The organism is Streptomyces sp. NPDC031497 (genome assembly GCF_055580905.1).
Genome location: NZ_JBVIKO010000021.1, coordinates 16,401 through 42,571, shown reverse-complemented (window position 1 = coordinate 42,571; position 26,171 = coordinate 16,401). Strand labels below are relative to the sequence as shown.

Annotated in this window: 18 protein-coding genes and 1 pseudogene; 12 read left to right on the top strand and 7 right to left on the bottom strand. The window is 70.3% G+C overall.

Features of this window, described 5'->3' with window-relative positions:
* Window positions 1–46: 46 nt before the first annotated feature.
* From ACZ5K7_RS34715 to ACZ5K7_RS34700, 4 genes are read left to right on the top strand one after another with little or no spacing between them, the layout of a single operon-like run.
* Entirely contained in the window at window positions 47–529 is a 483-nt protein-coding gene (locus ACZ5K7_RS34715; RefSeq protein ID WP_360496034.1) for a cupin domain-containing protein, read from the top strand.
* Entirely contained in the window at window positions 526–1,425 is a 900-nt protein-coding gene (locus tag ACZ5K7_RS34710; protein WP_468919826.1) for an acyl-CoA thioesterase, read from the top strand. The genes ACZ5K7_RS34715 and ACZ5K7_RS34710 overlap by 4 nt, the downstream gene beginning before the upstream one ends.
* A gap of 45 nt (window positions 1,426–1,470) precedes the next feature.
* Complete coding sequence (locus ACZ5K7_RS34705) at window positions 1,471–3,111, top strand: AMP-binding protein (protein WP_468919823.1); 1,641 nt, start codon at window positions 1,471–1,473, stop codon at window positions 3,109–3,111.
* 11 nt (window positions 3,112–3,122) lie between these two features.
* Window positions 3,123–5,507, top strand: coding sequence for a bifunctional salicylyl-CoA 5-hydroxylase/oxidoreductase (locus ACZ5K7_RS34700; protein ID WP_468919820.1), 2,385 nt, complete (start codon window positions 3,123–3,125; stop codon window positions 5,505–5,507).
* Here ACZ5K7_RS34700 and ACZ5K7_RS34695 read toward each other — a convergent pair.
* From ACZ5K7_RS34695 to ACZ5K7_RS34685, 3 genes and pseudogenes are all read right to left on the bottom strand, one after another.
* Entirely contained in the window at window positions 5,490–6,269 is a 780-nt protein-coding gene (locus tag ACZ5K7_RS34695) for a DUF3500 domain-containing protein (RefSeq protein ID WP_468920007.1), read from the bottom strand. The genes ACZ5K7_RS34700 and ACZ5K7_RS34695 overlap by 18 nt on opposite strands.
* 11 nt (window positions 6,270–6,280) lie before the next feature.
* A complete protein-coding gene (locus ACZ5K7_RS34690) occupies window positions 6,281–6,751 on the bottom strand; it encodes a hypothetical protein (RefSeq protein WP_468919817.1) in 471 nt (156 codons plus the stop codon).
* Window positions 6,748–7,459: pseudogene (locus ACZ5K7_RS34685) on the bottom strand (response regulator transcription factor). Before ACZ5K7_RS34685 ends, ACZ5K7_RS34690 begins: the two are co-directional and overlap by 4 nt.
* Before the next feature lie 422 nt (window positions 7,460–7,881).
* Between ACZ5K7_RS34685 and ACZ5K7_RS34680 the strand changes: the two are divergent.
* A complete protein-coding gene (locus ACZ5K7_RS34680; RefSeq protein ID WP_450972754.1) occupies window positions 7,882–8,385 on the top strand; it encodes a transglycosylase SLT domain-containing protein in 504 nt (167 codons plus the stop codon).
* 13 nt (window positions 8,386–8,398) lie between these two features.
* Here the strand turns inward: ACZ5K7_RS34680 and ACZ5K7_RS34675 are convergent, their stop codons facing one another.
* Entirely contained in the window at window positions 8,399–8,815 is a 417-nt protein-coding gene (locus tag ACZ5K7_RS34675; RefSeq protein WP_468919814.1) for a TetR-like C-terminal domain-containing protein, read from the bottom strand.
* Window positions 8,816–8,850: 35 nt separating this feature from the next.
* Here ACZ5K7_RS34675 and ACZ5K7_RS34670 point away from each other — a divergent pair, with 35 nt between their 5' ends.
* Window positions 8,851–9,072 (top strand): hypothetical protein, encoded by a 222-nt coding sequence (locus ACZ5K7_RS34670; protein WP_468919811.1) that lies wholly within the window; start codon window positions 8,851–8,853, stop codon window positions 9,070–9,072.
* Complete coding sequence (locus ACZ5K7_RS34665; RefSeq protein ID WP_468919809.1) at window positions 9,066–9,236, top strand: methyltransferase; 171 nt, start codon at window positions 9,066–9,068, stop codon at window positions 9,234–9,236. The genes ACZ5K7_RS34670 and ACZ5K7_RS34665 overlap by 7 nt, the downstream gene beginning before the upstream one ends.
* Window positions 9,237–9,246: 10 nt before the next feature.
* Here ACZ5K7_RS34665 and ACZ5K7_RS34660 read toward each other — a convergent pair whose 3' ends face one another.
* On the bottom strand, window positions 9,247–10,701 hold the full coding sequence (locus tag ACZ5K7_RS34660) for a purine-cytosine permease family protein (protein WP_468919806.1): 1,455 nt from the start codon (window positions 10,699–10,701) through the stop codon (window positions 9,247–9,249).
* A 239-nt stretch (window positions 10,702–10,940) separates the two neighbouring features.
* On the opposite strand from ACZ5K7_RS34660, the gene ACZ5K7_RS34655 reads away from it, so the two are divergent.
* The gene (locus ACZ5K7_RS34655; RefSeq protein WP_468919803.1) at window positions 10,941–11,747 is read left to right on the top strand and encodes a serine hydrolase; all 807 of its coding nucleotides are present in this window, start codon (window positions 10,941–10,943) and stop codon (window positions 11,745–11,747) included.
* 107 nt (window positions 11,748–11,854) lie between these two features.
* Window positions 11,855–13,030 (top strand): AI-2E family transporter, encoded by a 1,176-nt coding sequence (locus ACZ5K7_RS34650; RefSeq protein ID WP_468919800.1) that lies wholly within the window; start codon window positions 11,855–11,857, stop codon window positions 13,028–13,030.
* A gap of 15 nt (window positions 13,031–13,045) precedes the next feature.
* Here ACZ5K7_RS34650 and ACZ5K7_RS34645 read toward each other — a convergent pair whose 3' ends face one another.
* Together ACZ5K7_RS34645 and ACZ5K7_RS34640 are read right to left on the bottom strand one after the other, a co-directional pair.
* On the bottom strand, window positions 13,046–15,292 hold the full coding sequence (locus ACZ5K7_RS34645; RefSeq protein WP_468919797.1) for a sensor histidine kinase: 2,247 nt from the start codon (window positions 15,290–15,292) through the stop codon (window positions 13,046–13,048).
* A gap of 134 nt (window positions 15,293–15,426) precedes the next feature.
* Entirely contained in the window at window positions 15,427–15,663 is a 237-nt protein-coding gene (locus ACZ5K7_RS34640; protein ID WP_468919795.1) for a hypothetical protein, read from the bottom strand.
* A 228-nt stretch (window positions 15,664–15,891) separates the two neighbouring features.
* Between ACZ5K7_RS34640 and ACZ5K7_RS34635 the strand changes: the two genes are divergently transcribed.
* The 3 genes from ACZ5K7_RS34635 to ACZ5K7_RS34625 all read left to right on the top strand — a co-directional run bounded on the left by ACZ5K7_RS34635 (window position 15,892) and on the right by ACZ5K7_RS34625 (window position 26,165).
* Window positions 15,892–17,235 carry an aminomethyl transferase family protein gene (locus ACZ5K7_RS34635; RefSeq protein ID WP_468919792.1) on the top strand — a complete coding sequence of 448 codons (1,344 nt, stop codon included), beginning with the start codon at window positions 15,892–15,894 and terminating at the stop codon, window positions 17,233–17,235.
* A 72-nt stretch (window positions 17,236–17,307) separates the two neighbouring features.
* The gene (locus tag ACZ5K7_RS34630) at window positions 17,308–18,180 is read left to right on the top strand and encodes a methylenetetrahydrofolate reductase (RefSeq protein ID WP_468919789.1); all 873 of its coding nucleotides are present in this window, start codon (window positions 17,308–17,310) and stop codon (window positions 18,178–18,180) included.
* 803 nt (window positions 18,181–18,983) lie between these two features.
* Window positions 18,984–26,165, top strand: a complete 7,182-nt coding sequence (locus ACZ5K7_RS34625; protein ID WP_468919786.1) for an RHS repeat-associated core domain-containing protein — start codon at window positions 18,984–18,986, stop codon at window positions 26,163–26,165.
* Window positions 26,166–26,171 lie beyond the last annotated feature (6 nt).

Here is a 26,171-nt window from a genome sequence, read left to right as displayed (position 1 = left end):
CGACAGGCCGACGATCCCGGCAAGCCCACGGAAACGGAGCCGTTCCATGGAGCCCGACCTCAGCAAGTACCGACTCGAAGGCGACAGCGAGATGTACCGGCTGCCCAGCGGCATCGTCGCGCCCGTCGTCACCCGGGCCGGCCAGGAGGACGTGAACACCGCCGACTCGGGCGGCGCCGTCCGCGTGTCGGGCGTCAGCGCCCAGCACACCCCGGCGCGCCGTCTCTGGTACGGCAAGGTCAGCAACGAGCCCGGCTACCGCTCGGTCACCCACCACCACGGCGAGGCCGAGACCGGCGGATACGTCCTCTCGGGCCGGGCCCGGATCTACTTCGGCGAGAAGTTCGAGGACTACGTCGACATGACCGAGGGCGACTGGGTCTTCGTCCCGCCCTTCATGCCGCACGTCGAGTGCAACCTCTCCCGGAGCAAGCCGCTGGTGTGGATGACCACCCGGACCCCGGAGAACATCGTGGTGAACCTGCCCGACGTGGCCGACACCGACCTGCGCGACTGGCTGAACCGATGACCGCCGCCCCGACCTCCGCGATCGTCACCGCGGCCCTCACCCTCAAGCCCGCCGCGCCCGAGCACTTCGACCTCGCCTTCACCGCCACCACCCAGCCCTGCCCCTGGCCCAAGGCCTACGGCGGCGACCTCGTCGCCCAGGCCGCCGCGGCCGCGATGCGCTCGGTGACCGACGGCAAGGCGCTGCACTCGATGCACAGTTACTTCCTGCGCCCGGCCGACATCGGCGCCGAGGTCCGCTACGAGGTGGAGGTGGTGCGCGACGGCCGCGGCTACAGCACCCGCCAGGTACGCGGCTACCAGAACGGCAAGGCGCTCTACGTCTGCCTCGCCAACTTCGCGGCGGGGGAGCCGGGCGGCTCCTTCCACACCGAGTTCGCCGGGGAGATCCCCGCCCCCGAGACGCTGCCCAGCTCGGCCGAGTACCTCGCCGAGCGCACCGGCGGCACCATGACCGCCGAGTCCAGGGCCTACTGGCGCGGCGGCCGCGGCTTCGACATGCGCCACGTCCCCGGTCCCGTCTACCTCACCGTCGAAGGTGAGCGGCTGCGCCACCAGGCGGTCTGGCTACGGCCGTTCGACGCGCTGCGCCCCGTCGAGGGACTCACCGACGCCCAGCGCGACCTCGCCGCCCTCGCCTACGTCTGCGACTACACGATCCTCGAACCCGTCCTGCGGGTCCTCGGCCTGGCCTGGGCCGACCCCGGCCTGATCACCGCAAGCCTCGACCACGCCATGTGGTTCCACCGTCCCGCACCGGTGGACGACTGGCTGCTCTACGCCCAGGAAGCGGTGGCCGCCGACGCGGGCCGCGGCCTCGGCGCCGGACGCTTCTTCACCCGCGACCACCGTCACCTGGCCACCGTCGTCCAGGAGGGCATGATCCGCCCCGCCTGACCGCCCGCCGCATTCCACCGGCGGGCTCCCGGAAGGAACCCCACGTTGGCTGTTCCGCTCTCACCGACCTCGCACCTGGACACCTTCGCCCGGGACCATCTCCCGCCCGCCGAACTGTGGCCCACGATCGAGTTCAGCACGCCCGAACTGAGCTACCCCGCCCGCCTGAACGCGGCCACCGAACTCATCGACGCGGCCGTCGAACGCCACGGCCCCGACCGCCCCGCCCTGCGCACCCCCGCCGGGGAGCTGTGGACGTACGGCGAACTGCGCACCCGCGCCAACCAGGTCGCCCAGGTCCTCACCGAGGACCTCGGCCTGGTACCTGGCCGGCGCGTCCTGCTGCGCGCACCCAACACCCCCTGGACGGTGGCCTGCTGGCTCGGCGTACTGAAGGCCGGCGGGGTCGTGGTCACCACCATGGCCGCCCTGCGCGCCCGCGAGATCACCCCGATCGCCGAACGCACCCAGCCCGCCGTCGCCCTCGTGGACCACCGCTTCACCGACGAGCTCCGCACCGTCCTGCCCGGCCTGACGCTGGTCGAGTACGGCGGCCCCGGCCCCGACGACCTGGTGGCCCGGTGCGCCGCCAAGTCCGGCGAGTTCAGGGACGTGGAGACGGCCGCAGACGACGTGGCGCTGCTCGGCCCCACCTCCGGAAGCACCGGCGTCCCCAAGATCACCATGCACTTCCACCGGGACATCCTGTCCATCGACAACACCTTCGGCCGCCATCTGCTGGGGCTGCGTGAGAACGATCTGGTGGCCTGCACCGCGCCGTTCGCCTTCACCTTCGGCCTCGGCATGCTGGTCGTCTTCCCGCTGCGGGCCGGCGCCTGCGCCCTGCTGACCGAGACGGCGACCCCGGCCCAGCTCGCCGACCTCGTCGAGAAGCACGGCGTCACCGTCCTCGCGACGGCGCCCACCGCCTACAAGGCGATCGTCCGCGACGGCAAGGAAGGGCAGCTGAGCAGCGTCCGAATCGGGGTGTCGGCGGGCGAGCACATACCGCTCACCACCTGGCAGGAACTGCGGGACCGCATCGGGCTGAAGGTCATCGACGGCATCGGCGCGACCGAGCTGCTGCACATCTTCATCTCCGCCGCGGGCGACGACATCCGGCCCGGCGCCACCGGGCGTCCCGTGCCCGGTTACCGCGCCACGATCCTCGGCCTCGACGGCGAGGAACTCGGCCCGGGTGAGCCGGGACGGCTCGGCGTCATCGGCCCGGTCGGCTGCCGCTACCTCGACGACAGACGCCAGCAGGACTACGTCGTCAACGGATGGAACGTCACCGGCGACATCTTCCACCGCGACGAGGACGGCTACTTCCACTACCACGCCCGCAGCGACAACATGATCGTCTCCTCCGGGTACAACATCGGCGGCCCCGAGGTGGAGGCCGCCATCGACACCCACCCGGATGTCGTCGAGTCGGCGGTGGTGGCGCGCCCCGATCCCGAACGCGGCTCGGTCGTCTGTGCCTTCGTCGTCCTGCGCGAGGGGGTCACCGGGGACCCGGCGAAGGCCAAGGAGATCCAGAACCACGTCAAACAGGTCCTGGCGCCCTACAAATACCCGCGTGACGTCCGCTTCCACGACGCCCTGCCGCGCAACACCAGCGGAAAACTCCAGCGGTTCGCGCTCCGCAAGATCATCGAAGCCGAACAGACCGCTGAGCAGTGAGAGGAACTCCCTTGAAGATCGCGATCATCGGCGGTGGCCCGGGAGGGCTCTACCTCGCGGCGCTGCTGAAGCAGCTGGACCCCGCCCACGAGATCACCGTGTGGGAGCGCAACGCCCCCGACGACACCTTCGGCTTCGGCGTGGTGTTCTCCGACGAGACACTCGGCGGCATCGAGAACGCCGACACCGTCTTCTCCGACGCCATGTCCCGCCGCTTCGCCCGCTGGACGGACATCGACATCCACTACCGGGGCGAGAGCCACACCGTCGGCGGCCAGGGCTTCGCCGCCATGAGCCGCAAAGAGCTGCTGCACCTCCTCCAGGAGCGCTGCCGGGAGCTGGGTGTCGCCCTGCACTTCTCGACCCCGGCACCCGAGGTGGCCGCGCTGCGTGCCTCGCACGACCTCGTCGTCGGCGCGGACGGCGTCAACTCGGCCGTCCGGGCGGCCTACGCGGACGCCTTCCGCCCCTCTCTGGACCGGCGGCGCAGCAAGTACATGTGGCTGGGCACGGACCGCGTCTTCGAGGCCTTCCAGTTCTTCGTCAAGGAGACCGAGTGGGGGGTCGTACAGGTCCACGGCTACCCCTACTCCGACACCGGCTCGACCTTCATCGTGGAGATGCACGAGGACGTCTGGCGCCGGGCCGGCTTCGACGTCACCGAGGACACGGTGTTCGCGCCGGGCCTCTCCGACGAGCAGGCCGTGGCCCGCATCCGGGAGCTGTTCGCCGAGGAACTCGACGGCCACCAGGTGTTCGCCAACAACTCCAAGTGGCTGAACTTCACCACCGTCCGCAACGAGCACTGGCATCACGGCAACCTCGTCCTCATCGGCGACGCCGCCCACACCGCCCACTTCTCCATCGGCTCCGGCACCAAGCTGGCCATGGAGGACGCCCTCGCGCTCGCCGCCTGTCTGCACGAACACCCCGACGCGGAAAGCGCGTTGACCGCCTACGAGAGCGAGCGCCGCCCGGTCGTGGAGTCCACCCAGCGGGCCGCGCAGGCATCCCTGGAGTGGTTCGAGAACATCGGCATGTACGCCGGCCAGGAACCCACCCAGTTCTGCTTCAACCTCCTGACCCGTTCGCGCCGTATCACCTACGACAACCTGCGCACCCGGGACCAGGAGTTCGCCGACCGCGTCGACGCCGCCTTCGCCGCGGCGCAGGGACTGGACACCGAGGCGCCCGCGATGTTCCAGCCGTTCCGCATCGGGCGTCTGGAACTGAAGAACCGGGTGATCGTCTCCCCGATGGACATGTACTCCGCCGTCGACGGCGTGCCCGGTGACTTCCATCTGGTCCATCTGGGGTCGAAGGCGATGGGCGGGGCGGGGCTGGTGATGACGGAGATGGTGTGCGTCTCGCCCGAGGGCCGTATCACCCCCGGCTGCACCGGCCTGTGGAACGACGAACAGCTCGGCTCCTGGCAGCGGATCGTCTCCTTCGTCCACGACCGCAGCACCGCGCGCATCGGCCTCCAGCTCGGCCACTCCGGCCGCAAGGGCTCGACCCGCCTGATGTGGGAGGGCATGGACGAGCCCCTCCCTGACGGCAACTGGGAGGTCGTGGGCCCGTCCGGGCTGCCGTACGGCCCCGGATCGCCCGTCCCTCGCGAACTCACCCGCGCCGAACTCGACGCCATCACCGAGGAGTTCGTCGAGGCGGCCCGCCGTGGCGCCGAAGCCGGCTTCGACCTCCTCGAACTCCACTGCGCCCACGGTTACCTGCTCTCCTCCTTCCTCTCGCCCCTCGCCAACCAGCGCACCGACGAGTACGGGGGCCCGCTGGAGAACCGGCTGCGCTACCCCCTGGAGGTCTTCGACGCGGTCCGGGAGGTCTGGCCCGCCGAACGGCCGCTGACCGTGCGGATCTCCGCCACCGACTGGGCCCCCGACGGCAACACCGAACACGACGCCGTGGAGATCGCCCGCGCCTTCGTCGCGCACGGCGCGGCCGCCATCGACGTCTCCACCGGCCAGGTCACCAAGGACGAGCGCCCCGCCTACGGCCGCTCGTACCAGACCCCCTTCGCCGACCGGATCCGCCACGAGGTGGCCGCCGAGAGCGGCGCGGCGGTGATCGCGGTCGGCGCCATCGCCTCCTACGACGACGTGAACTCGATCCTGCTGGCGGGCCGGGCCGACCTGTGCGCCGTAGGACGCACCCATCTGTACGACCCGCACTGGACCCTGCACGCGGCCGCCGACCAGGACTACCGGGGACCCGCCGCCGAATGGCCGGTCCAGTTCGGGGCCGGGCGCCGCAAACCGCCCACCGCACGCACCGACGCCGTTCGCCCCCGCCTGTCCCTGCTGCGGGCGGACCCGGCGGGGGAGAGCGTGCACCTGCGGTGGAAGCCCCTGGGGGAGGGACTACCGGTGGTGGGGTGAGGTCAGGTAGTGCTGGCGGATCAGCTCCTTGCCGTAGTCGTTGCCGTTGGGCGTGCGGATGACCGAGTGCACGTGCATCTGGGTCGGGCCGCTGCCCTGGCTCGCGCCGTACGCCCCGGCGAGCGGGCCGGGGCCCTGGCAGTCGACCTCGACCCAGACCACCGGGCTGTGCACCCGGACGTAGAAGGCGTCGTCGGTACCCGTGCCGCCGGCCCAGGTCATATACGTGTCGTCGAGGTGAGCCCGCACCTCGGCCAGGCGCACCCTGGCCGCGTCCGCCCTGGCCCGGCCGGTGAACGCCTCGACGATGCCGAGCAGCTTCCGCTTCTGCGTCCGGGTGAGGGCGTTGCCGCGGATGCCCTCGTAGGCCTGGACCGCGTTGTCGGAGAAGGCGCCCGCCTTCATCGACTCGTTGGTCTTGGTGGCCGAGGCGATCGCGACCGACCGCTGGTCGGAGGTGAGCGAGTTGACGAAGGCGAGACTCGCCAGCACCTCCTCGTGGCAGACGGTGACCGTCTCGCCGTCGATCTCCATCGAGGTCGGCTCCGAGCCCCAGAAGCAGGGGCTCATGACGACCTGGTCGCCGAGCACGAAGTAGTTGATGACCAGGTGGTGGCCGTCGAACTGGAAACCCCAGGGCTCGGTGGCGGACGGGGTGCCCATGAGCGTCCAGTAGTAGGCGTCCTCGTTGAAGGACCTGGTGTTGCCGATCGCCTCGCCGGCCGCCTGGTTGATCTTCCGGATCTTCTCCGTGGTCTCCAGGCCGTCGGCGCTCAGCGCGGCCTCCAGCAGGGCCGTGCCCAGGTCTCGGCGACGGCGGTCAGCCGGTAGGCGCCCAGGCCGGGGATGGTCCGGGTGTGCAGGGTCCCGTCCGCGGGGAGGCCGCCGAGGGCGGCGCGCTCAACGGTGGTGAGGGTGCGCGGGCCCTCGTCGGTCACCACCTCGGCCGCGGTGATCCGGCCCCCTTCGACGAGGGCGGCCAGGGTGCCGGTGTGCTGACCCCGTTCGTTCAGGAAACCGAGGCTCGCGCCGGGCGGCCCGTGCTCCCGGCCGCCCTGGCTGTGCTCGGCCGAGTCGGTCACCCGCTGGTCCAGGTCCCGGATCAGGTACCAGCGCTGGACGAGCACGGTGGCGACGGCCATCGCCGTGCAGACGACGGCCAGGGTGACGGCGTGGACGAGGACCATACGGGCCCGCAGCGAGCGCCCGCGGAGATGAGCCAGAGCGCGGCGGACCGCCGTCATGCCTCGTCGTCCGCCGGTCTGAGGACGTATCCGGCGCCCCGCACGGTATGGATCATCGGCCTGCGCTCTCTGTCGATCTTCGCCCGCAGGCCGTAGACATCCACCTCCATCAGATTCCCGCCGCCGTCGAACGAGCTGTTCCACACGTGGTCGAGGATCTGCGTCTTGCTGAGCACCTGGCGGGGTGGCTCATCAGGAACCGCAGCAGGTCGAACTCCTTCGCGGTGAGCGAGATCGGCGTACCGCCCCGGCGCACCTCGCGGGTCTTCTCGCCGAGCACCAGGTCGCCGACGACCCGCACCCCTTCCTCCTCGGCGACCTCGCCCGCCCCGGAGCGGCGCAGCAGCCCGCGCAGCCGGAGCATCACCTCCTCCAGGGAGAAGGGCTTGGTCACATAGTCGTCGGCACCGGAGGACAGTCCGTCGAGCCGGTACTCCACGGCGTCCCGGGCGGTCAGCATGAGCACGGGCAGCCTGGCGTTCTCGTACCGCAGCCGGCGCAGCACCTGGATCCCGTCCAGGTCGGGCAGCATGCCGTCCAGCACGACGGCGTGCGGGCGGTGCGCAGGGCGCCGTACCCGTCCCGCGCCACGAACGGCCGCCAGCCCGCCGCGGTGACCGCCACCGAGAGCAGCTCGGTCAGCTCGGGTTCGTCGTCGACGATCAGCACACGGATCGCGTCGGCCGCGAGTGTGGGGGTGTCGGACATGCCCCCGATGCTCTCCCGGCGGGCTGTACGCGAGCTGCGGAACGACCTCGCCGGGACCCCTCGGGATCATGGCGGACCACTCGGTTTTCGCCGTCCGAAGGGCCCCGGAGGCGTGACGCCACCCATAGGAGCCAGATCACATCCTATCGGGGGTAGTAGACGGGAAACGCCCTGAACACCATGCAAGCCGCATCAAAAGGTGCATTTCGCCGGTTTATACGAAGTTACGTAGTACGTCACATCATTGCGTCCTGCTCCGGCCACCGCTAACCATTGCTGTCGTCGCCGGGAGACAGGCGATGGACCGAGCGGATCCCCGCCAAGTCCGTCCACTCCCGCCGGTTGTACGGGGCTCCGCCCCACGCCGCCGCACACAGCGGCGGCGCCGACGCCGTCCCCACCGGAGATTCGCTCACATGACCATGACCACTCGCACCCGCATCGCTCGCCTCCGCACCATCGGCCTCACCGGCCTCGCCACCACCGGTGCCGCGGCGGCCGCCCTCACCCTGATGCCGACGACCGCGCAGGCCGCCGAAGCGACGCAGGCGCACACCTCCACAGCGGTCACGGCCTCCAGCAACGACAGCCGGAAGTCCGGCTACTCGAACAACCTCGACGGCTGGATCAAGCAGTCCCTGCAGATCATGAAGTCCAAGGGCATTCCGGGCAGCTACGACGGCCTCAAGCGCAACATCATGCGCGAGTCCGGCGGCAACCCCTCCGCCCAGAACAACTGGGACGTCAACGCGCAGAAGGGCACCCCTTCCAAGGGTCTGCTCCAGGTGATCGACCCCACCTTCAACGCTTACCACGTCAACGGCACCGCGAAGAGCGTCACCGACCCGGTGGCCAACATCACCGCGGCCGCCAACTACGCCGCCCACCGCTACGGCTCGATCGACAACGTCAACTCCGCGTACTGAGCGCGGCGGTGACTCAGCGGGCCGATGCCGGCCCGCCGTGCCGCAGCAGGAACGCGTCGGCAAGGGCGTCGGTGAACTCCTCGCCGACCGGCCCGGCCGACACCAGCGCCCGGTAGTAGAGCGGGCCCACCAACTGGTCCGTCTCGGTCTCCAGGTCGAGCCCGGCGGGCAACCGGCCCGCCGTCACGGCCCGTTCCAGCAGAGCGCGATCGCGCCGGCGCTGCGGGTCGAGGCAACGCGACCTGAACTCCCCGGCGAATGCCGGATCATGCTGGGCCTGCGCGAGCAGCGCCCGGAAGACGGCGCCGGAATCGGACTCGCCGAGAAACCCGGCGAGCCGGCGCAACCAGTCCCGCAGATCGGCCACGAAGTCCCCGGAGTCGGGCGGGATCAGATCGTCGTCCGTGTCCTGGAGGAAGGCGTCCCTCACTCGCCGACCCCCGGGTCGAGGACGCCCTGCGCCGGATGTTCGCGCGGGCCGAGCAGGACGACGTGGTCGCGCAACGGGTCGACTGGGGGGCCGGGTCGGAGTCGATGTCTCCCCAGGAACACGCCGACGCGGCCGCGGAGATCTACCTGCCGGTCTCGGCCGCCGGCGGTGACCTCCTCTACAGCCTGGTCCGCGCCGTCCGCCCGCCGACTTCGTGCTCCTCGACGGCTGGAAGGACCTCTGCCTGCCCGTGCTGAAACTGCTGGACCCGCGCCTCGCCCCCGGCACGCTCGTCGTCGGCGACGACTCCAGCTTCGCGAGCATGCGGCCCTACCTCGACTACGTCCGCGACCCGGCGAACGGCTACCGCAGCGTCGGTTTCCCGGTCGAGGACGGCATGGAGATCAGCTGCCGGCTGTGACGCCTACCGGCTAGAAGGGCTCCCGATGCTCGTGCGCCGCCTGTTCCAGGGCCGCGGCCTCCGCCTCGGCGATGCGGATCTCCGCCTCGACGTCGATCGAGCGGGTCAGCCACCAGTACAGCAGCGCCGAGACCGGCAGCCCGACGAACAGCGAGATGTCGGCGCCGTCGAGGGCCTTGGCGGCGGGGCCGACGAAGAGCGTGCCCACGGAGAAGAACGGGATCATGACCGCGAACCCGACCAGGTAGGAGATGATCCCCTGCCAGCCCCAACGGCCGTAGATGCCGTTCGGCTTGAAGATCTCGGCGATCGCGTAGTGGCCGCGGCGCACCACGTAGTAGTCCATCAGGTTCACCGAGGTCCACGGGATGAACAGGTAGAGCACCAGCAGCAGGAAGTTGTTGAAGTTCGTCAGGAAGTTCGAGGTCGCCGCCAGCGCGCCGACCAGGGAGAGCGCCGCGGTCACGCCGATGGTGATCAGACGCACGCCGAGCGTCGGCCGCACCCGCTTGAACGAGTCGATGGCGCTGATCAGCGTCAGTGAACCGCCGTACATGTTCAGCGCGGTGACGGAGATCAGGCCCAGGGCGGCGAACAGCAGCACGATCGCGCCGAAGCCGTCGAAGACCTTGTCGCCGGCGGCGTTGATCGAGGGGATCGTGTCGAAGCTGTCGCCCGCCCAGGCGGCCAGCAGCGTCCCGAGCACCATCAGCCAGATACCGCCGAGCGCCGAGCCGAAGTAGGTCCAGTAGAACGTCTTGCGGACCGTCACGTCCGGCGGCAGATAGCGGGAGTAGTCCGAGACGTAGATGGCCCAGCTGATCTGGTATCCGGCGACCACGCCGAACTGGGCCAGGAACGGCGTCCACTTGAAGGCGCCGAGATCGAAGGAGCCCGCCGGGTAGTGCAGGGTGACCAGGACACCGACGGTGAAGATGCCGAAGATGACGAGGAAGGCGTAGGTCAGGAACCGTTCGGCCTTGTGGATGATGTCGTAGCCCACCAGCGCGATGACGAACGCGACCGCGGTGACCACGATCACCCACAGCTTCACGCCGCCGTGGATCGTGGAGTCCAGCGCCTCACCGGCCAGGCTGGTGTTGAACACGTTGAACCCCGCGTACTGCACGTACGCGAACAGCCACACCAGCAGCGCCCCGACATAGCCGAACTGGGGCCGCGACTGGATCATCTGCGGCAGCCCCAGCTGCGGTCCCTGCGCCGAGTGGAAGGCCATGAAGAAGGTGCCGATCACGGTGCCCGCGACGATCGCAAGGAGCGACCAGATCAGATTGCCGCCCTCCGTGATGCTGATCAGCCCCACGGCCAGGGTGGCGATCTGCGCGTTCGACATGAACCACAGCGGACCCAGATGCCACAGCTTGCCGTGCCGCTCGTCCAGCGGCACATAGTCGATGGACCGGACCTCCAGACCGCTCACCCGCGGTTCCGCCGATGTGCTCATGGCACCTCCCAGGGGTCGGTCCGTCACTCTGGTCACATTCTTCCCCCGGAAAGGCCCGGATGAGGCCTGCGGAATCTCTGTTCCGCCCCCCGGAACGCCCGCCTCGCCTGCGGCCTTGTTGCTCTGCTCACAATGTGCCCGGAAACGCCCTTTTCGTGGCGGTGGTCACGTCGCCGACCGGGCATTTTGTCTATGTTCGCAGTTCTGTGTCCCTCCGACCTGAACTGCCGAGGCCCCGCATGCTCAACCGCCCCCTCGCCGTCGTGGCCACAGTGGTGACCCTTCTGGCCGGCGCCGCACCGGCGGCCCTGGCGGCCGATGCCGCCTCCGGTTCCACCGCCACGTTCCGTACGGCCGTGCAGGCACCTGCCGAGGCACGCGTGACCGCTGCCGTCCTCGACCTGGACGGCAGCGGCCGGGAACCCGTGGTCTACGGCGACGACACGCCGTACGACACCGCGAGCATCGTCAAGGTCGACATTCTCGCCTCGCTGCTGCTCCATGCGCGTGACCACCGGCGCGCCCTCACCGCGCGGGAGAGCGCTCTGGCGCAGCTGATGATCCGCGACAGCGACAACGACGCGGCCAACGCCCTGTGGCACTCCATCGGCGGAGCCCCCGGCCTGGCGTCGGCGAACAAGCGACTCGGCCTGACCTCCACCACGCCCGGCCCCGGCGGCCGCTGGGGGCTCACCCGGACCACGGCAGGCGACCAGATACGACTGCTGCGCGCGGTCTTCGGCTCCGGCCCCACACCGCTCGACACGGCGTCCCGAAGCCGTATCGGCACCCTGATGACCGAGATCGCCGCCGACCAGTCCTGGGGCGTCTCGGCCGCCGCCGACTCCGGATGGGCGCTGAAGAACGGCTGGCTCATGCGCACCACCACCGACCTGTGGGACATCAACAGCGTCGGACGCGTCACGGCCGGCGGCCACCACTACCTCGTCGCGGTCCTCTCCAACGGCAACGCGTCCATGCCGGACGGCGTGAAACTGGTCGAACGAGCCGCCCGTACGGCCGTCACCGCAACGGCGGCACACTGACCCCCTTGGCCCAGCACACCCCGCCCGCCGCCCGCATTGCCCCTAACGTGCACTAGAGGTGCCCTGACGCGCACCCGAGGTGACGGAGGCCGGCAACGGGAGGCGCGGTGGCGGGTTCGGGCGGACCGGCGGCCGGGCGGGGCCGGGCGCGCCCGGCACGGGGCACGACGCGGGGCGCCAGGTCCGCCCGCGCGGCGTGGATCCCCAAGCGCGCCCGCGATCCGCGTGCCTCCGCCTCCGTCAGCCCGCTCGTCGTCCCCGCCCTGCGGATCGCCGCCGCGTACGCCTGGCGGCTCATCGTGCTCGGCATCGTCGTCTACGGCGTCTTCATCGTCCTGGGCCGCTTCCAGCTGATCGCCGTCGCCCTGTTCCTGGGCCTGGTCATCACCTCGGTGCTGCGCCCGTTCACCGACCTGCTGAGCCGCTGGCTGCCCAGACCCCTGTCGGTGGCCGTGAGCCTGGTCGGCAGCATCTGCGTGTTCCTGGGGCTGCTGGCGCTGGTCGGCAACGCGGTCGCCCAGGAGTCGGCGACGCTGGCCGAGGAGTTCCGCGGTGGCATCCACCGCATCGAGGTCTGGCTCCAGCGCCCGCCCTTCCGGCTCGGCCCCGGCGCCCTGTCGCATCTCCAGCAGCAGATCGTGAACTACATCCAGGCCCACCGCTCCAACCTGGTCAGCAGGGCGCTCAGCGGCTTCGGCACACTCGTCGAAGTGATCACCGGGGGCGCGCTCGCGCTCTTCGCCTCCGTCTTCTTCATCAACTCCGGCGATCGGCTGTGGACCTGGACAAGCCGCGAGCTGCTGCCCGACGGCGCCCGGAACGCATGGGACCGGGCCGGGCACGCCGCCTGGCGGACGTTCGCCGGGTACACCCGGGGCATCATCATCGTGGCCGCCACCAACGCCGTACTCGTCGGCATCGCCCTGCTGGTGCTGCGGGTGCCGCTCGCGCTGCCGCTCACCCTGCTGGAGTTCTTCGCCGCGTTCGTCCCGCTGGTCGGCTCACCGGTCGCACTGGGCGTCGCCACCGTGGTCGCGCTGGCCGGGCGCGGGCCGCTCACCGCCGTGGGCGTCCTCGTCCTCATCGTCGTCATCGGCCAGCTGGAGGGACATGTGCTGCACCCCCTGGTGATGAGCTGGGCGGTGCGCCTGCACCCCCTCGTCGTCGCCGTCTCCGTCATCGCGGGCAGCATCGTCGCGGGGGTGATCGGCGCCGTCGTGGCCGTGCCGTTCATCTCCGTCGTCTGGGCGGTGGTGCGGGCCCTGCGGACGACGCCGCCCTGACCCGGCTCCCGGGGCTCAGCCGTCCTTGGCGGTGCGCCGGGTGCGCCTCGGGGCACGGCGGGACCGGCCGGACGGCGCGGGAACCCCGGACGGGGCCACAGGCTCGGACGCCGGGGCCGGGGCCGGGGCCGGGGGCGGGATGCCGTCGTCCCACGCCTCGTGTGCGCCGAACGGGTCGGTGGACCCCTCGGCGAGCAGCGCCTCGATGTCCAGGCCGGGCCTGGCGCGCGCCTTGACCGCGGCCAGGGCCAGGGTGTCGGCGTCGGACTCCGCGCCGTCGCGCCACAGGACGGTGCCCGGGAGCATCACCAGCGAGGTCGTACCGGACTCCGTGGCGGCCGGCCGCAGCTGGACCCGGACACCGTGCAGGTCGGCCAGCCTGCCGACCACGAACAGGCCCATGTGCTGGTAGACGCCGGCGTCGACGGTCGGCGGGTTCGCCAGCTTGTGGTTGATCAGCGCGAAGTCCTCGGGCATCAGGCCGATGCCCCGGTCATGGATCTCGATCATGGTCTGGGTGTCGGGCAGCCGGGTCGCCGTGACGCGGACCGTGGACCGCGGCGAGGAGAACGCGGTGGCGTTCTCCAGAAGCTCCGCCAGCAGATGCACGAGGTCGGTGACGGCCCGGCCGTGGATCTGGGTCTCCGGGATGCCCGACAGTTCGATCCGCTCGTACTGCTCCACCTCGGAGGCCGCCGCGCGGATGACGTCCACCAGGGGGAGCGGGTGGTCCCACTGCTGGGTGGGCCGCTCACCGCCGAGCACCAGGAGGTTCTCGCCGTTGCGCCGCACCCGCGTGGCCAGGTGGTCCAGCCTGAACAGGTTGGCCAGCTGCTCGGGGTCGGCCTCACGGCCCTCCAGATCGGTGATCAGGGCCAGCTGACGCTCGACCAGCGACTGGTTGCGGCTGGAGAGGTTGGTGAAGACCGTGTTGATGTTGCCGCGCAGCAGGGCCTGTTCGGCGGCGAGCCGGACCGCCTCCCGGTGCACGAGGTCGAAGGCCCGGGCCACCTCGCCGATCTCGTCCGTGGTGGTGATCGGGATCGGCGTGACCTTGGTGTCCACCTCGCCGGGCACGGCCCGGGACAGCTGGGTGATCACCGCAGGCAGCCGCTGCTCCGCGATCTCCATCGCCGAGGCGCTCAGCAGACGCATGCCCCGGCTCATCGAACGGGCCACCCAGGCCGCGAGCAGCAGCGCCGCGAGGACGGCGCCGAGCGCGAGCGAGCCGTTGGTGATCGCGTCCCGCCTCGCCTCGGCGGCGACGCTCCGGGCGTCGGCGAGCGCCGTGTCGGTGAGGTGGACCTCGATGCCCCGGCAGGCGTCGAAGGCGAGGGTGGACGCGGCGAAGAACGACTCGGGTGTGATGCCCTCGGCGGCCAGCTGCTCGGGCGGCTTCCCGGTGGCGATCTCACTGATCATCTTGGCCAGCTCCGGCGGTGCCACGAACGGCCGCCCGGCCGCCTTGGCCTCCTCGGCCGCCTTCGCGGTCTGCTCCGCGCCCTTCTTCTCCGCGTCCGCGAACGCCGCCCGCAGCCGGGTCATGTCCTGCGCGGTACCGGCGCCCGCGTACTCCTGGAGAGCCACCTGCTCCAGATAGGCGTACGAGCTGAACGAGCCGAGCTGGGTGGGGAGTTCGCCCTCCGCGAGGGCGGTGCGGTCCTCGACCAGCAGATGCGTGCCGATGGAACGGATCAGGGACTCGGCCGCCTGGGTCAGGGAGATGGCGTAGAGGGTGCGTCCGAAGCTCGCCTGGTTGTTGCTGCCGAAGCCCAGTTCGTTGGAGAGCTCCATCAGCGGGTGCTGGACGGCGTGATAGCTCTCCTCGGTCTGGACCCCCGTCAGCCGGCCCGTGAACGCGTTGGCCCGTACCACCGGAAGCTGCTTCTCGCCCGCCCGGACCAGCTCGATCCGCCTGGTGAGCCCCGCGGTCCTGGGCGCGCGGGCCACCGCCCGGTCGAACGCCTCGGCGTCCGCGTCGGTCACCTTGCGCGCCGCCACCACCGCCGGCGCGTTCCGCTCGCCCTCCAGCAGCGGGATGACCGAAACGTCCCGTTCGTTGATCGCGTCACTGGCGTAGGCGTTCGCCGCCTGCACCAACTCCGCCACCCGCACGGCGTCGTCGGCGTCCCGCAGGGTGTCGACGGAGTTCTTCACCCGGACACCGCCGAGACCGAGTGCGACGAGCACGGGGATGAGCAGAATGGCCTGGAGGCGCCTTGCGACGCGCCAGTTGCCGGTCAGGGGTCTGAACTTGGGCAAGGTCGATCCACTTCACAACAGGGAGGGTGTGCAGGGCTGTTACAGCCCGACGTTCTGTGGCCAAGTTCTAACACCCGGCGATCGGTTCCGGCCGGTGTTTCTGGGAAGCGGTTTCCAGTGAAGTGGTACAAAGCTCAATCAAAACCATCGGTGGTCAACGCACGTACCACGGCCGGATCTCCTGCATCCGGTGGCTCGTACGGCCGGGCGAACAGTCGGCGCTTGCCCCCGGTGGAAGGACGGCGGGAGACGGTGGCGCGGAGGGTGGTCTGCGCGTGCCGTTCCATCGCCGGGTTGCCGGATCCGCCGTTCGCCTCCCCTGGGGCCGGCCCGACCTCCCGGCCGCGGATCTCCGCCTCCTCGCCGATCATGCGGACCGAGATCCAGCCATGGACGCCGGCCGTGTGACCGCACGGGGTCGACGCGCCCACGGGGTCGACGCGCCAGTGACCGCGGGGCCCGGGGACTGCCCCGTACGCAAGCAAAGGGTGCGGATCCCGACGCTCGCCAAGCCGGGAGCGGCGCTGTTAGCGTCCGAGCTAGAACGTTTAAGTACTGGGTCGGTGTACTAGATCGATTAAGCAAAGGGAAGGAGCCGCATGACCGTTCCCAGCCTCCAGGACGGCATCGACAAGGCCGGTTCGCCCGTCGCCCTGCTGTGGAAGCCCGGTGCCGAGCCGTGGACGCCCGAGGTGGTCGCGCGTGAGTACACGGGCTGGCGGCAGGAGCAGGCGGCCTGGCACGAGGGTGTCGCGCTGCTCGATCTGTCGCACCACATGTACGACCTGTGGATCGAGGGCCCGGACGCCACCCGGCTGCTGGCCGAGCACGGCGCCAACAACTTCGAGCGGTTCGCGATCGGCCAGGCCAAGCAGTACGTGCCGGTGACCCGCGCCGGCCACATCGTCACCGACGGGATCCTGCTGCGCGAGGACGGGAACCGCTACCTGCTCAGCGGCATCCCCGCTGCGCAGCACTGGGTGCGGTACCACGCCGAGCGGGGCGGCTACGACGTCGCCTTCGTCACCGACCCCTCCAGCGCCTTCCGGCCCGGTGGGGGAGACCCGAGGCTCTTCCGCTACCAGATCCAGGGACCGCTGGCACTGGAGGTGGTGGCACGCGTCTTCGGCGGGCCGCTCCGCGAGACCAGGTTCTTCCACTCCACCCCGGTCACCCTGGACGGCCGCATCTTCAAGGCGCTGCGCCACGGCATGGCGGGCCAGGCCGGTTTCGAGTTCGTCGGCCCCTGGGAGCACGCGGCCCCTGTCCACGAGGCCTTCCTCAAAGCCGGTGAGCCGCTCGGGCTGGTCCGGGTCGGCGCCCTGGCGTACACCACCCCGAGCGTGGAGAGCGGCTGGATCCCCTCCCCGGTGCCGGGCATCTACACCGACCCCGAGCTGGCGGAATACCGACGGTACCTGCCGCTGTTCGGCATCGAGGGCCGGCGGCCGCTGGGCGGCAGCTGGTTCTCGCCCGACATCGAGGACTACTACGTCTCACCCTACGAACTCGGCTACGGAAAGATGATCCACTTCGGCCACGACTTCCTGGGCCGGGACGCCCTGCTGAAGGCGAAGGGCGGGGAACTCCGCAAGAAGGTCACCCTGGTGCTCGACCCGGGCGACGTGCACCGGGTGCTCGGCGACGGCACCGACCCAGGGTTCGTGCTCAGCTACGCCCGCCACCGGGTGGAGAACGGCGCCGGCCTGGTCGGCGTGACCATGCAGTCCGCGTCGATCGACCCGGTCGGCACCGTGCTGGCCCAGACCCTGATCGACCCCGCGCACGCCGTGCCCGGCACCGAGGTGAGCATCGTCTGGGGCGAGCACCCCGGCCCCGGCACCGACCCCGGCGCCGACCTGGGCTTCCCGCGCATCCGGGCCACGGTGCAGCCGAGCCCCTTCGACCGGCACGCCCGCACCCGGTACCGCCGCGACGCCTGAGAGGGAGTCCCGGATGCAACCCCCGGCTCTCGATGTTCGAAAATCGGAGTTCCACGTCCGGCAAGGAGCACGATGACGACCCTCGACACGGCCTCGGCGGCGGTGAGCACCGCACTGCTGGAGGACTACTCCCTGGAGATGACCGGCAAGGACGTCCCCAGGCTGGAGGAGGCCCGCGACACCATCCCGCAGGGCACCCGTATCAACGTCACCTTCCTCGGCAACGAGGACCTGCGGATGCGGCTGGACGCGGCCCGCGCGGTCAAGCGGCTCGGCTTCGTGCCCGTGCCGCACGTCTCCGCCCGGCGGCTCGGCTCCCGCGCCGACTTCGAGCGGTTCCTCACCGGCCTGCGCACCGACGGCACCGGCGACAACGTCTTCGCCGTCGGCGGCGACCCGGCGAGCCCCGAGGGACCCTACGAGGACTCCCTCTCCCTGATCGAGTCCGGCCTGCTCCAGGAGTACGGCGTCCGGCACGTCGGCATCAGCGGCTACCCGGAGGGCCACCCCGCCATACCCGGGGACGTCCTGTGGTCCGCGCTCCGCGACAAGAGCGCCGCGCTCGCCGCGCAGGGCCTGGACGGCGGGGTCATCACGCAGTTCGGCTTCGACGTCGATCCCGTCCTCGCCTGGATCGAACGGGTCCGGGACGAGGGCATCGCGCTCCCGGTCCGCATCGGCGTCCCCGGCCCGGCCGGCGTACGCCGCCTGATGGCCTACGCGGCCCGGTTCGGCGTCGGCACCAGCGCCGCCATCGCCAAGAAGTACGGCCTCTCCCTCACCAACCTGATGGGCACCGCGGGACCGGACAGGTTCCTGCACGCCCTGGCCGAGGGCTACGACCCGGTCCGCCACGGCGAGGTGAAGATCCACTTCTACACGTTCGGCGGGCTGCGGACCACCTCCGAATGGATCGCCCGGTTCTGGAAGGACCACCACGGGTGAGCCTCGCCCAGGACACCCCGGCCCGCCCCGCCAGGCGGCTCGAGGAACCGAACCGGACCACCCGGCCTCGCTGATCGTCCGGGGCGCCGACGCCACCGGGACCGTCGCCGTGCTGACCGCGCTCCTCCCAACGCAGAACCACGAGGCTAAAGCGGTTCACCAGAGGCAGCCACCCAACCCCGCGCCTGCCGAACATCTTCTCCAGCCAGGTCGGGCGGCTCGGCTTTCTCGGGCCGCCCAACCTTCCGGCCATGACCGGATGTTCGAGTCCCGGTCTCGTCCATTGAGCTGCCGTCGCTCGGGCCTGGCCATCCTCGGAACCCTCTAGACGGTTGTTCGAAAGCCGTTCACTTGGTGGGCGATCAATACCTCTCTGGACATGGACATGCGGTGATTGGATCCCTGCGTTCGGGATCACCGTGTTCTGGGGGGAAGCAGCCGTGCGTCGGACGGTCGGCCGTACACGTGTCATTTTCGCGGTGGTCCTCGCCCTGCTGGGCGGTCTGCTGGGGTTGTATCCGGGTACCGCGTCGGCGTCTCCGACGCTCTCCGATCCGTTGCCGCCAGGGCGGGTGTCGGCGACCCCGCGTCCTGACCCCGACCGCCCGACGCAGAGTCGGGGAAAGGCGAACGATGCCTGGCACAAGGCGGTTTCCTCGTTCGAGGAGGGGCTGAAGGAACGTAACGCCGCGCACGCGCCCAGCCGGACGCCCGCATCAGCCGCCGAGCGCAGGGCTGCGTCGAAAACCGCCGAACTACGCGCGGCACATCTACTGCCCAAGCACCCTTCCGGTCTGAAGCGGGTGACGAAGGGGCCGACGCTGGACCGGCTGCCCCATGCCTCCGCGCCTGCCGGGGATCCGAAGCCCGATGCCCCGGAGTCCGCGGCGTCGGCTCCCGGCGCGGCGACCTGGGGGACGCCGACCGCCAAGGCGGCCGGTGCCACGGCGGTGAACGGTGCCGTGGCCGCCGACCCCGCGCCCGGTCGGGCGGTCGCCGCCGCGACCACGATCTACGGCGCCACGTATGTGCCCGAGACCCCCTTCGCCGTGCAGCCCGCGCACAACGTCGACGGCTACATGTGGGTGACGGTCAAGAACACCTCGACGGCGAACTGGGCCGCGCACAGCGTCTACCTCGGCTACCATCTGTACAAGTCGGACAACTCCGTCTACAGCTTCAACGGCTACGGCGCCGACATCACCACCACGGTGAAGGTCGGCGCCTCCGTCCGGGTGCTCGCCTATGTCGAGCCGCTCCCGGCCGGTTCCTTCAAACTGGCCTGGGACGTCGCGGTCAGCAGCGTGGGCGACGACACCAAGTGGTTCACCGCGCACGGCGTACCCGCCTCCGCGACCCTGTCGTTCACCATCCCGCACACCGCGCCCACCGCGAAGCTCGTCTACCCGCTGAAGAACGCGACCGTCGCGACCCTCACGCCCGAGCTGGAGATCAACCTCTCCGCGGACAAGACCGCGACGGTCTCCTCCCAGCTCCAGGTGTGCCAGGACGAGGCGGTCAGCACCGGCTGCCACGACTCCGGTTGGCAGACCGTCACCATGGGGGACAGCTTCGCCGCGGCCGCCGTCTGGCGGGTCCCCGCCGGATACCTGAAGTGGAACACCACCTACTACTGGCGGGCCAGAGTCAAGGACTCGGTGACCGCCCCCTGGTCCGAGATCAGTTCCTTCACCCCGGTCGTCACGCCGGCCGCGGGCGGCGCGCAGTACGGTGTCGACGCCGCGAGCCTGGACCCGGCCGGCGTCAGTCTCTTCGCGGGCAACTACACGCGGGACGAGACCGACCTGAGCCTGCCGGTGCCCAGCGGCGAACAACCGCTGGCGGTGGAGCGGGTGTACAACAGCGCCTCCACCTTCTCCGGCGCGTTCGGCACCGGTTGGTCGTCGCTCCTGGACATGGCGGTCCAGCCCACCGCGGAGGGGTGGGCCAAGGTGACGTTCAAGGACGGCAAGCAGATCCAGTTCGGCAAGAACCCCGACGGCACCTGGGCGCCCTCGTACGGCGAGGGCGACTCGGTGAAGTTCGAAGGAACGCTCGGCACCACCGTCACCTGGCTGCGCTTCTCCGACGGCAGCTCCGCGGAGTTCGCCGGGAGCACCGGCAAGTCGCCCATCGCCGCCTACTTCTCACCGGACGGCAGCAAACTCACGTTCACCTCCACCGCCGGCCACATCACCGAGATCAGCCAGACACCGTCACAGCGCTCGCTCCACCTGACGTGGACCGGCAACCACATCACCTCGGTATCGGCCGGCTCCGACGCCACGGGGACGGACCGCTACTACACCTGGAACTACACGTACTCTGGCGACCAGTTGAAGAAGGTCTGCGACGCGGAACCCACCCCGCGCTGCACCTCGTACACCTACGGTGCCACCGACTCCGCCCACACCGTCGCCCGGCTGACCCAGGTGGACAAGCCCAAGACGGGCAACACCACCAAGCTCACCTACCAGGGCGACTACCTCTACACCCTCAGCACCCCATCCGACCTGGTCAGCGGCGGCTGGGACACCTGGTTCTACCACCGCATGGACCCGCCGGCGGCCGACACCAACGCCACGGCGGTGGTGGAGACCTCGGATCCGACCGGCGTCAACCTCTGGTACGAGTTCGACGACTTGGGCCGGTTGTGGGCGCGCTGGAGCGGCGGCACCACGCCGACGCACGGGAACACCAGGAGCTGGCAGTACGACGTCCTCGGCCGGGTCGCCTCGCTGATGGACGAGAACGACAACATCACCGAGTACCTGTGGGACTCGATCAGCGGCCGCCTCCAGGACGAGAACCGCTACCGCGACACCGGCGGGACGATCGTCAACACCCACTACGAGTACGACTCGACGGCGTACCACAACCCGCTGTCCGTCGCGGACGGCAACCACCACGCCACGACGATGACGTACAGCGGTGAGCTGCTGCGCAGCCGCACCACACCGCCCACCGCCGCTGCCCCGAACGGCGCGAAGACGACCTACGCGTACACCTGCGACGGCGGTACGGCCCCCGCGGTCGTCAACGATCCCGCCGCGCCGGCGGGCAGCACCCAGCCGTGCGGCCTGCTCGCCTCCGTGACCGACCCGGACGGGCATGTCACCCGCTACGGCTACGACCGCTACGGCGACCGCACCATGGAGCAGACGCCGGCCGGCGGCGTCGTGAACAGCTATTACAACCCGCTCGGAACCGTCAAGTACCGGACGGTGTCCGCCACCGTGGGGGGCACCGGCTACACCACGTCCTACGCGTACGACACGCACGGCCGCGTGACCGCGGAGCAGGGCGATTACGTCTACAACCCGATCCTCGGGCTGAACGACCAGTCGGCGGTGACCCGGACCTACGACGAGGACGGCAACCTCGCGTCCGTCAAGTCCGACGACGTCCTCGTGGCGGAGGGCGATCCTGACGACGCCCGGGTCCAGACCTACACCTACGACGCCCAGGACCGCCTGACCGGCACCGTCCAGGAGGGTCATCAGCTCTCCCGGCGGCTCTACGACGGCGCGGGCCATGTCGCGGACGCCTGGGACGCCAACGGTGTGCAGACCCACTACACGTACGACTCGCGCGGTCAGCTCTCCGCGGTCGGCATGCCCGCGTACTCCGACACCCCCGGCGTCTCCGGCGCGGCCACCCGCAACGTGCGGCTGAGCGCGTACGACTACGACAACGCCGGCCGGCTGTCCGACTACTGGGACGCCAAGGGACACGTCGTCTCGTACACCTACACCCACGACGACCTGCCGCTCACCCAGACCTACATCGCCCACGTCGACCCCGACACCCCGGCGACCAGCCGCGACGTCCTGCTCCACAGCTACGGCTACGACCTGGCCGGCAACCTCACCAGCGACACACAGGGCAGCGGAAGCGCGGCCCGCACCACCACCTACGGGTACGACGCGGCCAACGAGAACACCAAGGTCACCGTCGATCCGGCCGGTCTGAAGCGGGCCACCACCTACAGCTACGACCCCGCCGGGCTGCTCACCGGCACCTCGACCACTGACGGGACCCGCACCGAGTCGGCCGCCAACGTCTACGACACCACCACCGGGGCACTGCTGAAGTCGGGTGTGCACCTGGCCACCGGCAAGGACCTGGTTACCCAGTACACCCGGGACGCCTTCGGCCGGGTGCTGACCGTCACCGACCCGCGCGGGGTGGCGTCCCTGACCTCCACCGCCGCACCGGACCCGGCGTACACCACGACCTTCACCTATGACGCCATGGGACGGCTGGCCACGAAGACGGACCCGCCGGTCATGACCGAGAGCGGCACCGGCGCGGCGGCCGTGAAATCCTCCCCGGTCACCACCTACGCCTACAACGCCTTCGACGAGAACACCCAGATCCGCAACCCCGCGGGCGCCGCCACCACGATGGCCTACAACACCCGGGGCGGCCTGGCGTCGCGCAGCAAGCCGGACGGCGACAGCGGCAACTGGACCTACGACTGGGCGGGCAACGTACTCACCGAGACCGTGCGGTCCGGCCGGACGGTGTTCACGTACGACTCCCGCAACCGCGTCCACACCGCCACCCCGTACGACAGGAACACCAACCTGTCCTACGGCGGTTTCACCTATGCCTGGGACGACAACTCCAACCTGCTGTCCAGCGTCACCCCTACCGGCGCGCAGACCCTGCACACCTACGACGACATGGACCGCGCGCAGACCCTGGACGAGGTCGTCCGCAACGGGACCGCCACGCCCGACCAGGACATCACGCAGTACCGCTACGACGACTTCGGTGAACTGCTGCGCAGCTGGCAGACGATCTCCGGGACCACTTTCGAGGCCAAGTACGGTTACGACGCGGCCGGTGAGCTGGCCTCGCAGTCCGAGACGGGCCGGGACACCACCAACTACAAGTACGACCTGGCCGGCCGGCTGATCCGGACGACGGACCCGCTGGGCCGGTACACCGAGACCGAGTACGACCTGGCCGGCCGCCCGAGCGCCGTCGTCAACCACGACAAGGACGGCACGGAACTCGCCCGTACCGACTACACGGTGGACGCTGCCGGCAACGCCACGGCCGTCACCGACCCGAACCGCAACGTCTGGCAGGCCGCCTACGACGCCGAGAACCGGCTGACCTCCCTGACCGACCCGGCGCCCACCGCCGCCGACGGGACCAAGGCCGCCGCGCCGGTAACCACCGTCGGCTACGACGTCCTCGGCGACGCCACCCGGGTCACCGACGCCGACGCGCACACGACCTACGAGACCTACGGCACCAACGGACTGCCGCTGACCAGGGTCGAGCCCGCCACCACCGGCCAGACCAGCACGGCCGACCGCACCACGAGCTACACCTACGACGACTTCAAGCGCCCGAAGACCGTCACCGAGCCGGGCGGCGTCACCACCACCTACACCTACGACGGCTTCAGCCGGGTCACCGCAGAGGCCGCCAACGGCGCCGAGGGCGGGACCGCGAGCCGCACCTTCTCCTACGACGCCGACGGGCGCACGATCACGGCCGGCGCGCCCGGCGCCGACGAGACCTACTCCTACGACGACCGGAACCTGCTGGTCAGCGCGAACGGACCGCAGGGCAGCTCCAGTTACCGCTACGACTCGCTCGGTCGGCTCAGTGTGCAGCAGGACCCCGGTGCCACCGTCACCTACGGCTACACGGGCCTGGAGGACGTCGGCAGCCTCAGCGACAGCGTCACCGGCGACACCGTCTCCTACCACCGGGACGCCGCCGGCCAGGTGAAGCAGATCACGGGCACCGCCGCGGGCGAGGGCTCCTACCCGACACGGAACCTCACCTACGACGCGCTCGGCCGGCTCACATCCGAGACCGTGGTCCCCGCCGAGCCGTTCCAGGACCAGCAGAGCTCGCTCGCCTACACCTGGGACAAGAACGGCAACCTGCTCACCACCACCCGTTCCGGTCATCTGACCGCCGCCGGCACCACCACCAACACCTACGACGAGGACAACCGGCTCACCCGCTCAGCCACCCTCGCCTCGGCCACCGGATCCACTCCGACCGGCACCGACTACACCTGGGACGCGGTCGGCAACCGTAAGGCCGGCACTTCCTGGACCGGCACCGCCGACACCACCACCGGTAAGACCACGGCGAGTTACGACGAACGCAACCGTGTCACCTCCACCAGCGGACCCGGCGACACGAGCACCCACTACACCTGGACCGCGCGCGATACCCTCTCCAGAACCAGCACCACCACCGCCGGCACCACCACCGACACGGCGTCGGTCTTCGACTCCTTCGACCGGCTGGTCGGCGACGGACAGCACACCTACTCCTACGACAGCCTCGACCGGCTGCTGACCGCCGCGACCGGAACCACTGCCCAGCACCTGACCTACGGCGGCACCGAAGCAGAACCGAGCAGCGACGGCACCTGGACCTACGCCCGCTCCCAGGACGGCACTCCGCTGTCCGCGAAGAAGGGCACCGACTCCGCCCAGCGCCTGATGGAGGACAGCCACGGCGACGTGGTGGCCGGACTGGGCCTGGACTTCGGCGACGTCTCCTCCTCGCGGGCCTACGACGCCTTCGGCAACGTGACCGCCCAGACGTCCGGTTCGCAGCCGAGCGTCGGCTACCAGGGCAGCTGGACGGACACCACCGGCCGGGTCTCCGCCGAAGCCCGTTGGTACGACCCCACCACCGGTACCTTCGCCTCCCACGACCCGGAGGCGACCCACCTCACCTCCGCCACGTCGGCCAACGCGTATCTCTACGGAAACGCCAACCCGACCAGCCTCTCCGACCCCACCGGACGCTTCAGCCTGGGCACCCTGTTGAATCCGCTGAAAGCGGTGACCGGCAGTGACGTCGTCGAAGCCGCCGAAGCCATCACCCGCGCGGCGGCGGGGGCCGTGGTCGATGTGGCGCCGGAGGTCGTCGAGGGCGTTGTCGTGGTGGCCGGCATCCCCGAAGAGGTCGTGATCATCGCCGGCGTGGCCGTCGTGGTCGGGGGAACGTACCTGCTCGGACAGGCTGCCGCGTCGGGCACCACGTCCCTCGGCGACTACTCGGACGATCCGTACGTCGTCTCACCCGCCGACGACACCAAGCCCGACGACACCCCGACCAAGCAGCCGCCGCATCCCACCAAACCGATCGTCACCGGCACCAAGACGACGACGTCCACGACCTCCTGGCAGACCACCACCAAGTGGTTCGACGACACCTACCTGTACACCCGCACCGACTCCTACAGCTACACCACCACCCGTCAGTGGACCTACTACGACAACGGCACCACCGCCTACAACTGGTGGAACAGTCCCACCAAGCACACCTGGAAGATCGACGCCCAGCCGCTGATCGACCTCGACCACACGGTCAAGGTGGACACGGACGCGGCGGCCAAACCGACGGCCCCCCGGATCAACGGCAGCGCCCCGGCCGGTGGCCAGTGCGGCAGCGGCGGCACCCCGGGCAGCTGCCTGCCAAGAGGCGGCGCAGACCTTCCCGACGGAGCCACCGGACCCCAGACGGCGTCGGACGGTTCCGGTGCGGGTGACGGCGACGGGACCGACCAGGGCATGTGCATGCCCGAGCCCGACGATGAGGGCGACTGGGTCGATCCGAACCAGATCAACTTCTCCCAGCGGACGGTCTCGCCCAACAACCACGCGGAGGCCATGCGGTCCGGCGACTGGGACTGGAGCAGGCCGGGCACCGCGCTGAAGGTGATCGAACGCAACGGTCAACTGGTCAGCTACGACAACCGGCGCCTGGACGCGGCCCGAGAGGTCCGCGCAGAGGACCCCTCCTACCGGGTACGCGTCGAGAGGCTGGACCCGTCGGCCGCCAATCCGGCGAAGACCAGCGGGGCGAGCTGGGAGGAGAGCTTCGAGATACGCATGAAGGATCCGCGCAACCGGGACGAGGAAGGCTGCCGGGTACCGTATGAGGGCCTGCCGGATCGGCCGCAGCACGTCTCGAACAAGAAGAAGAGGTGAGATGAG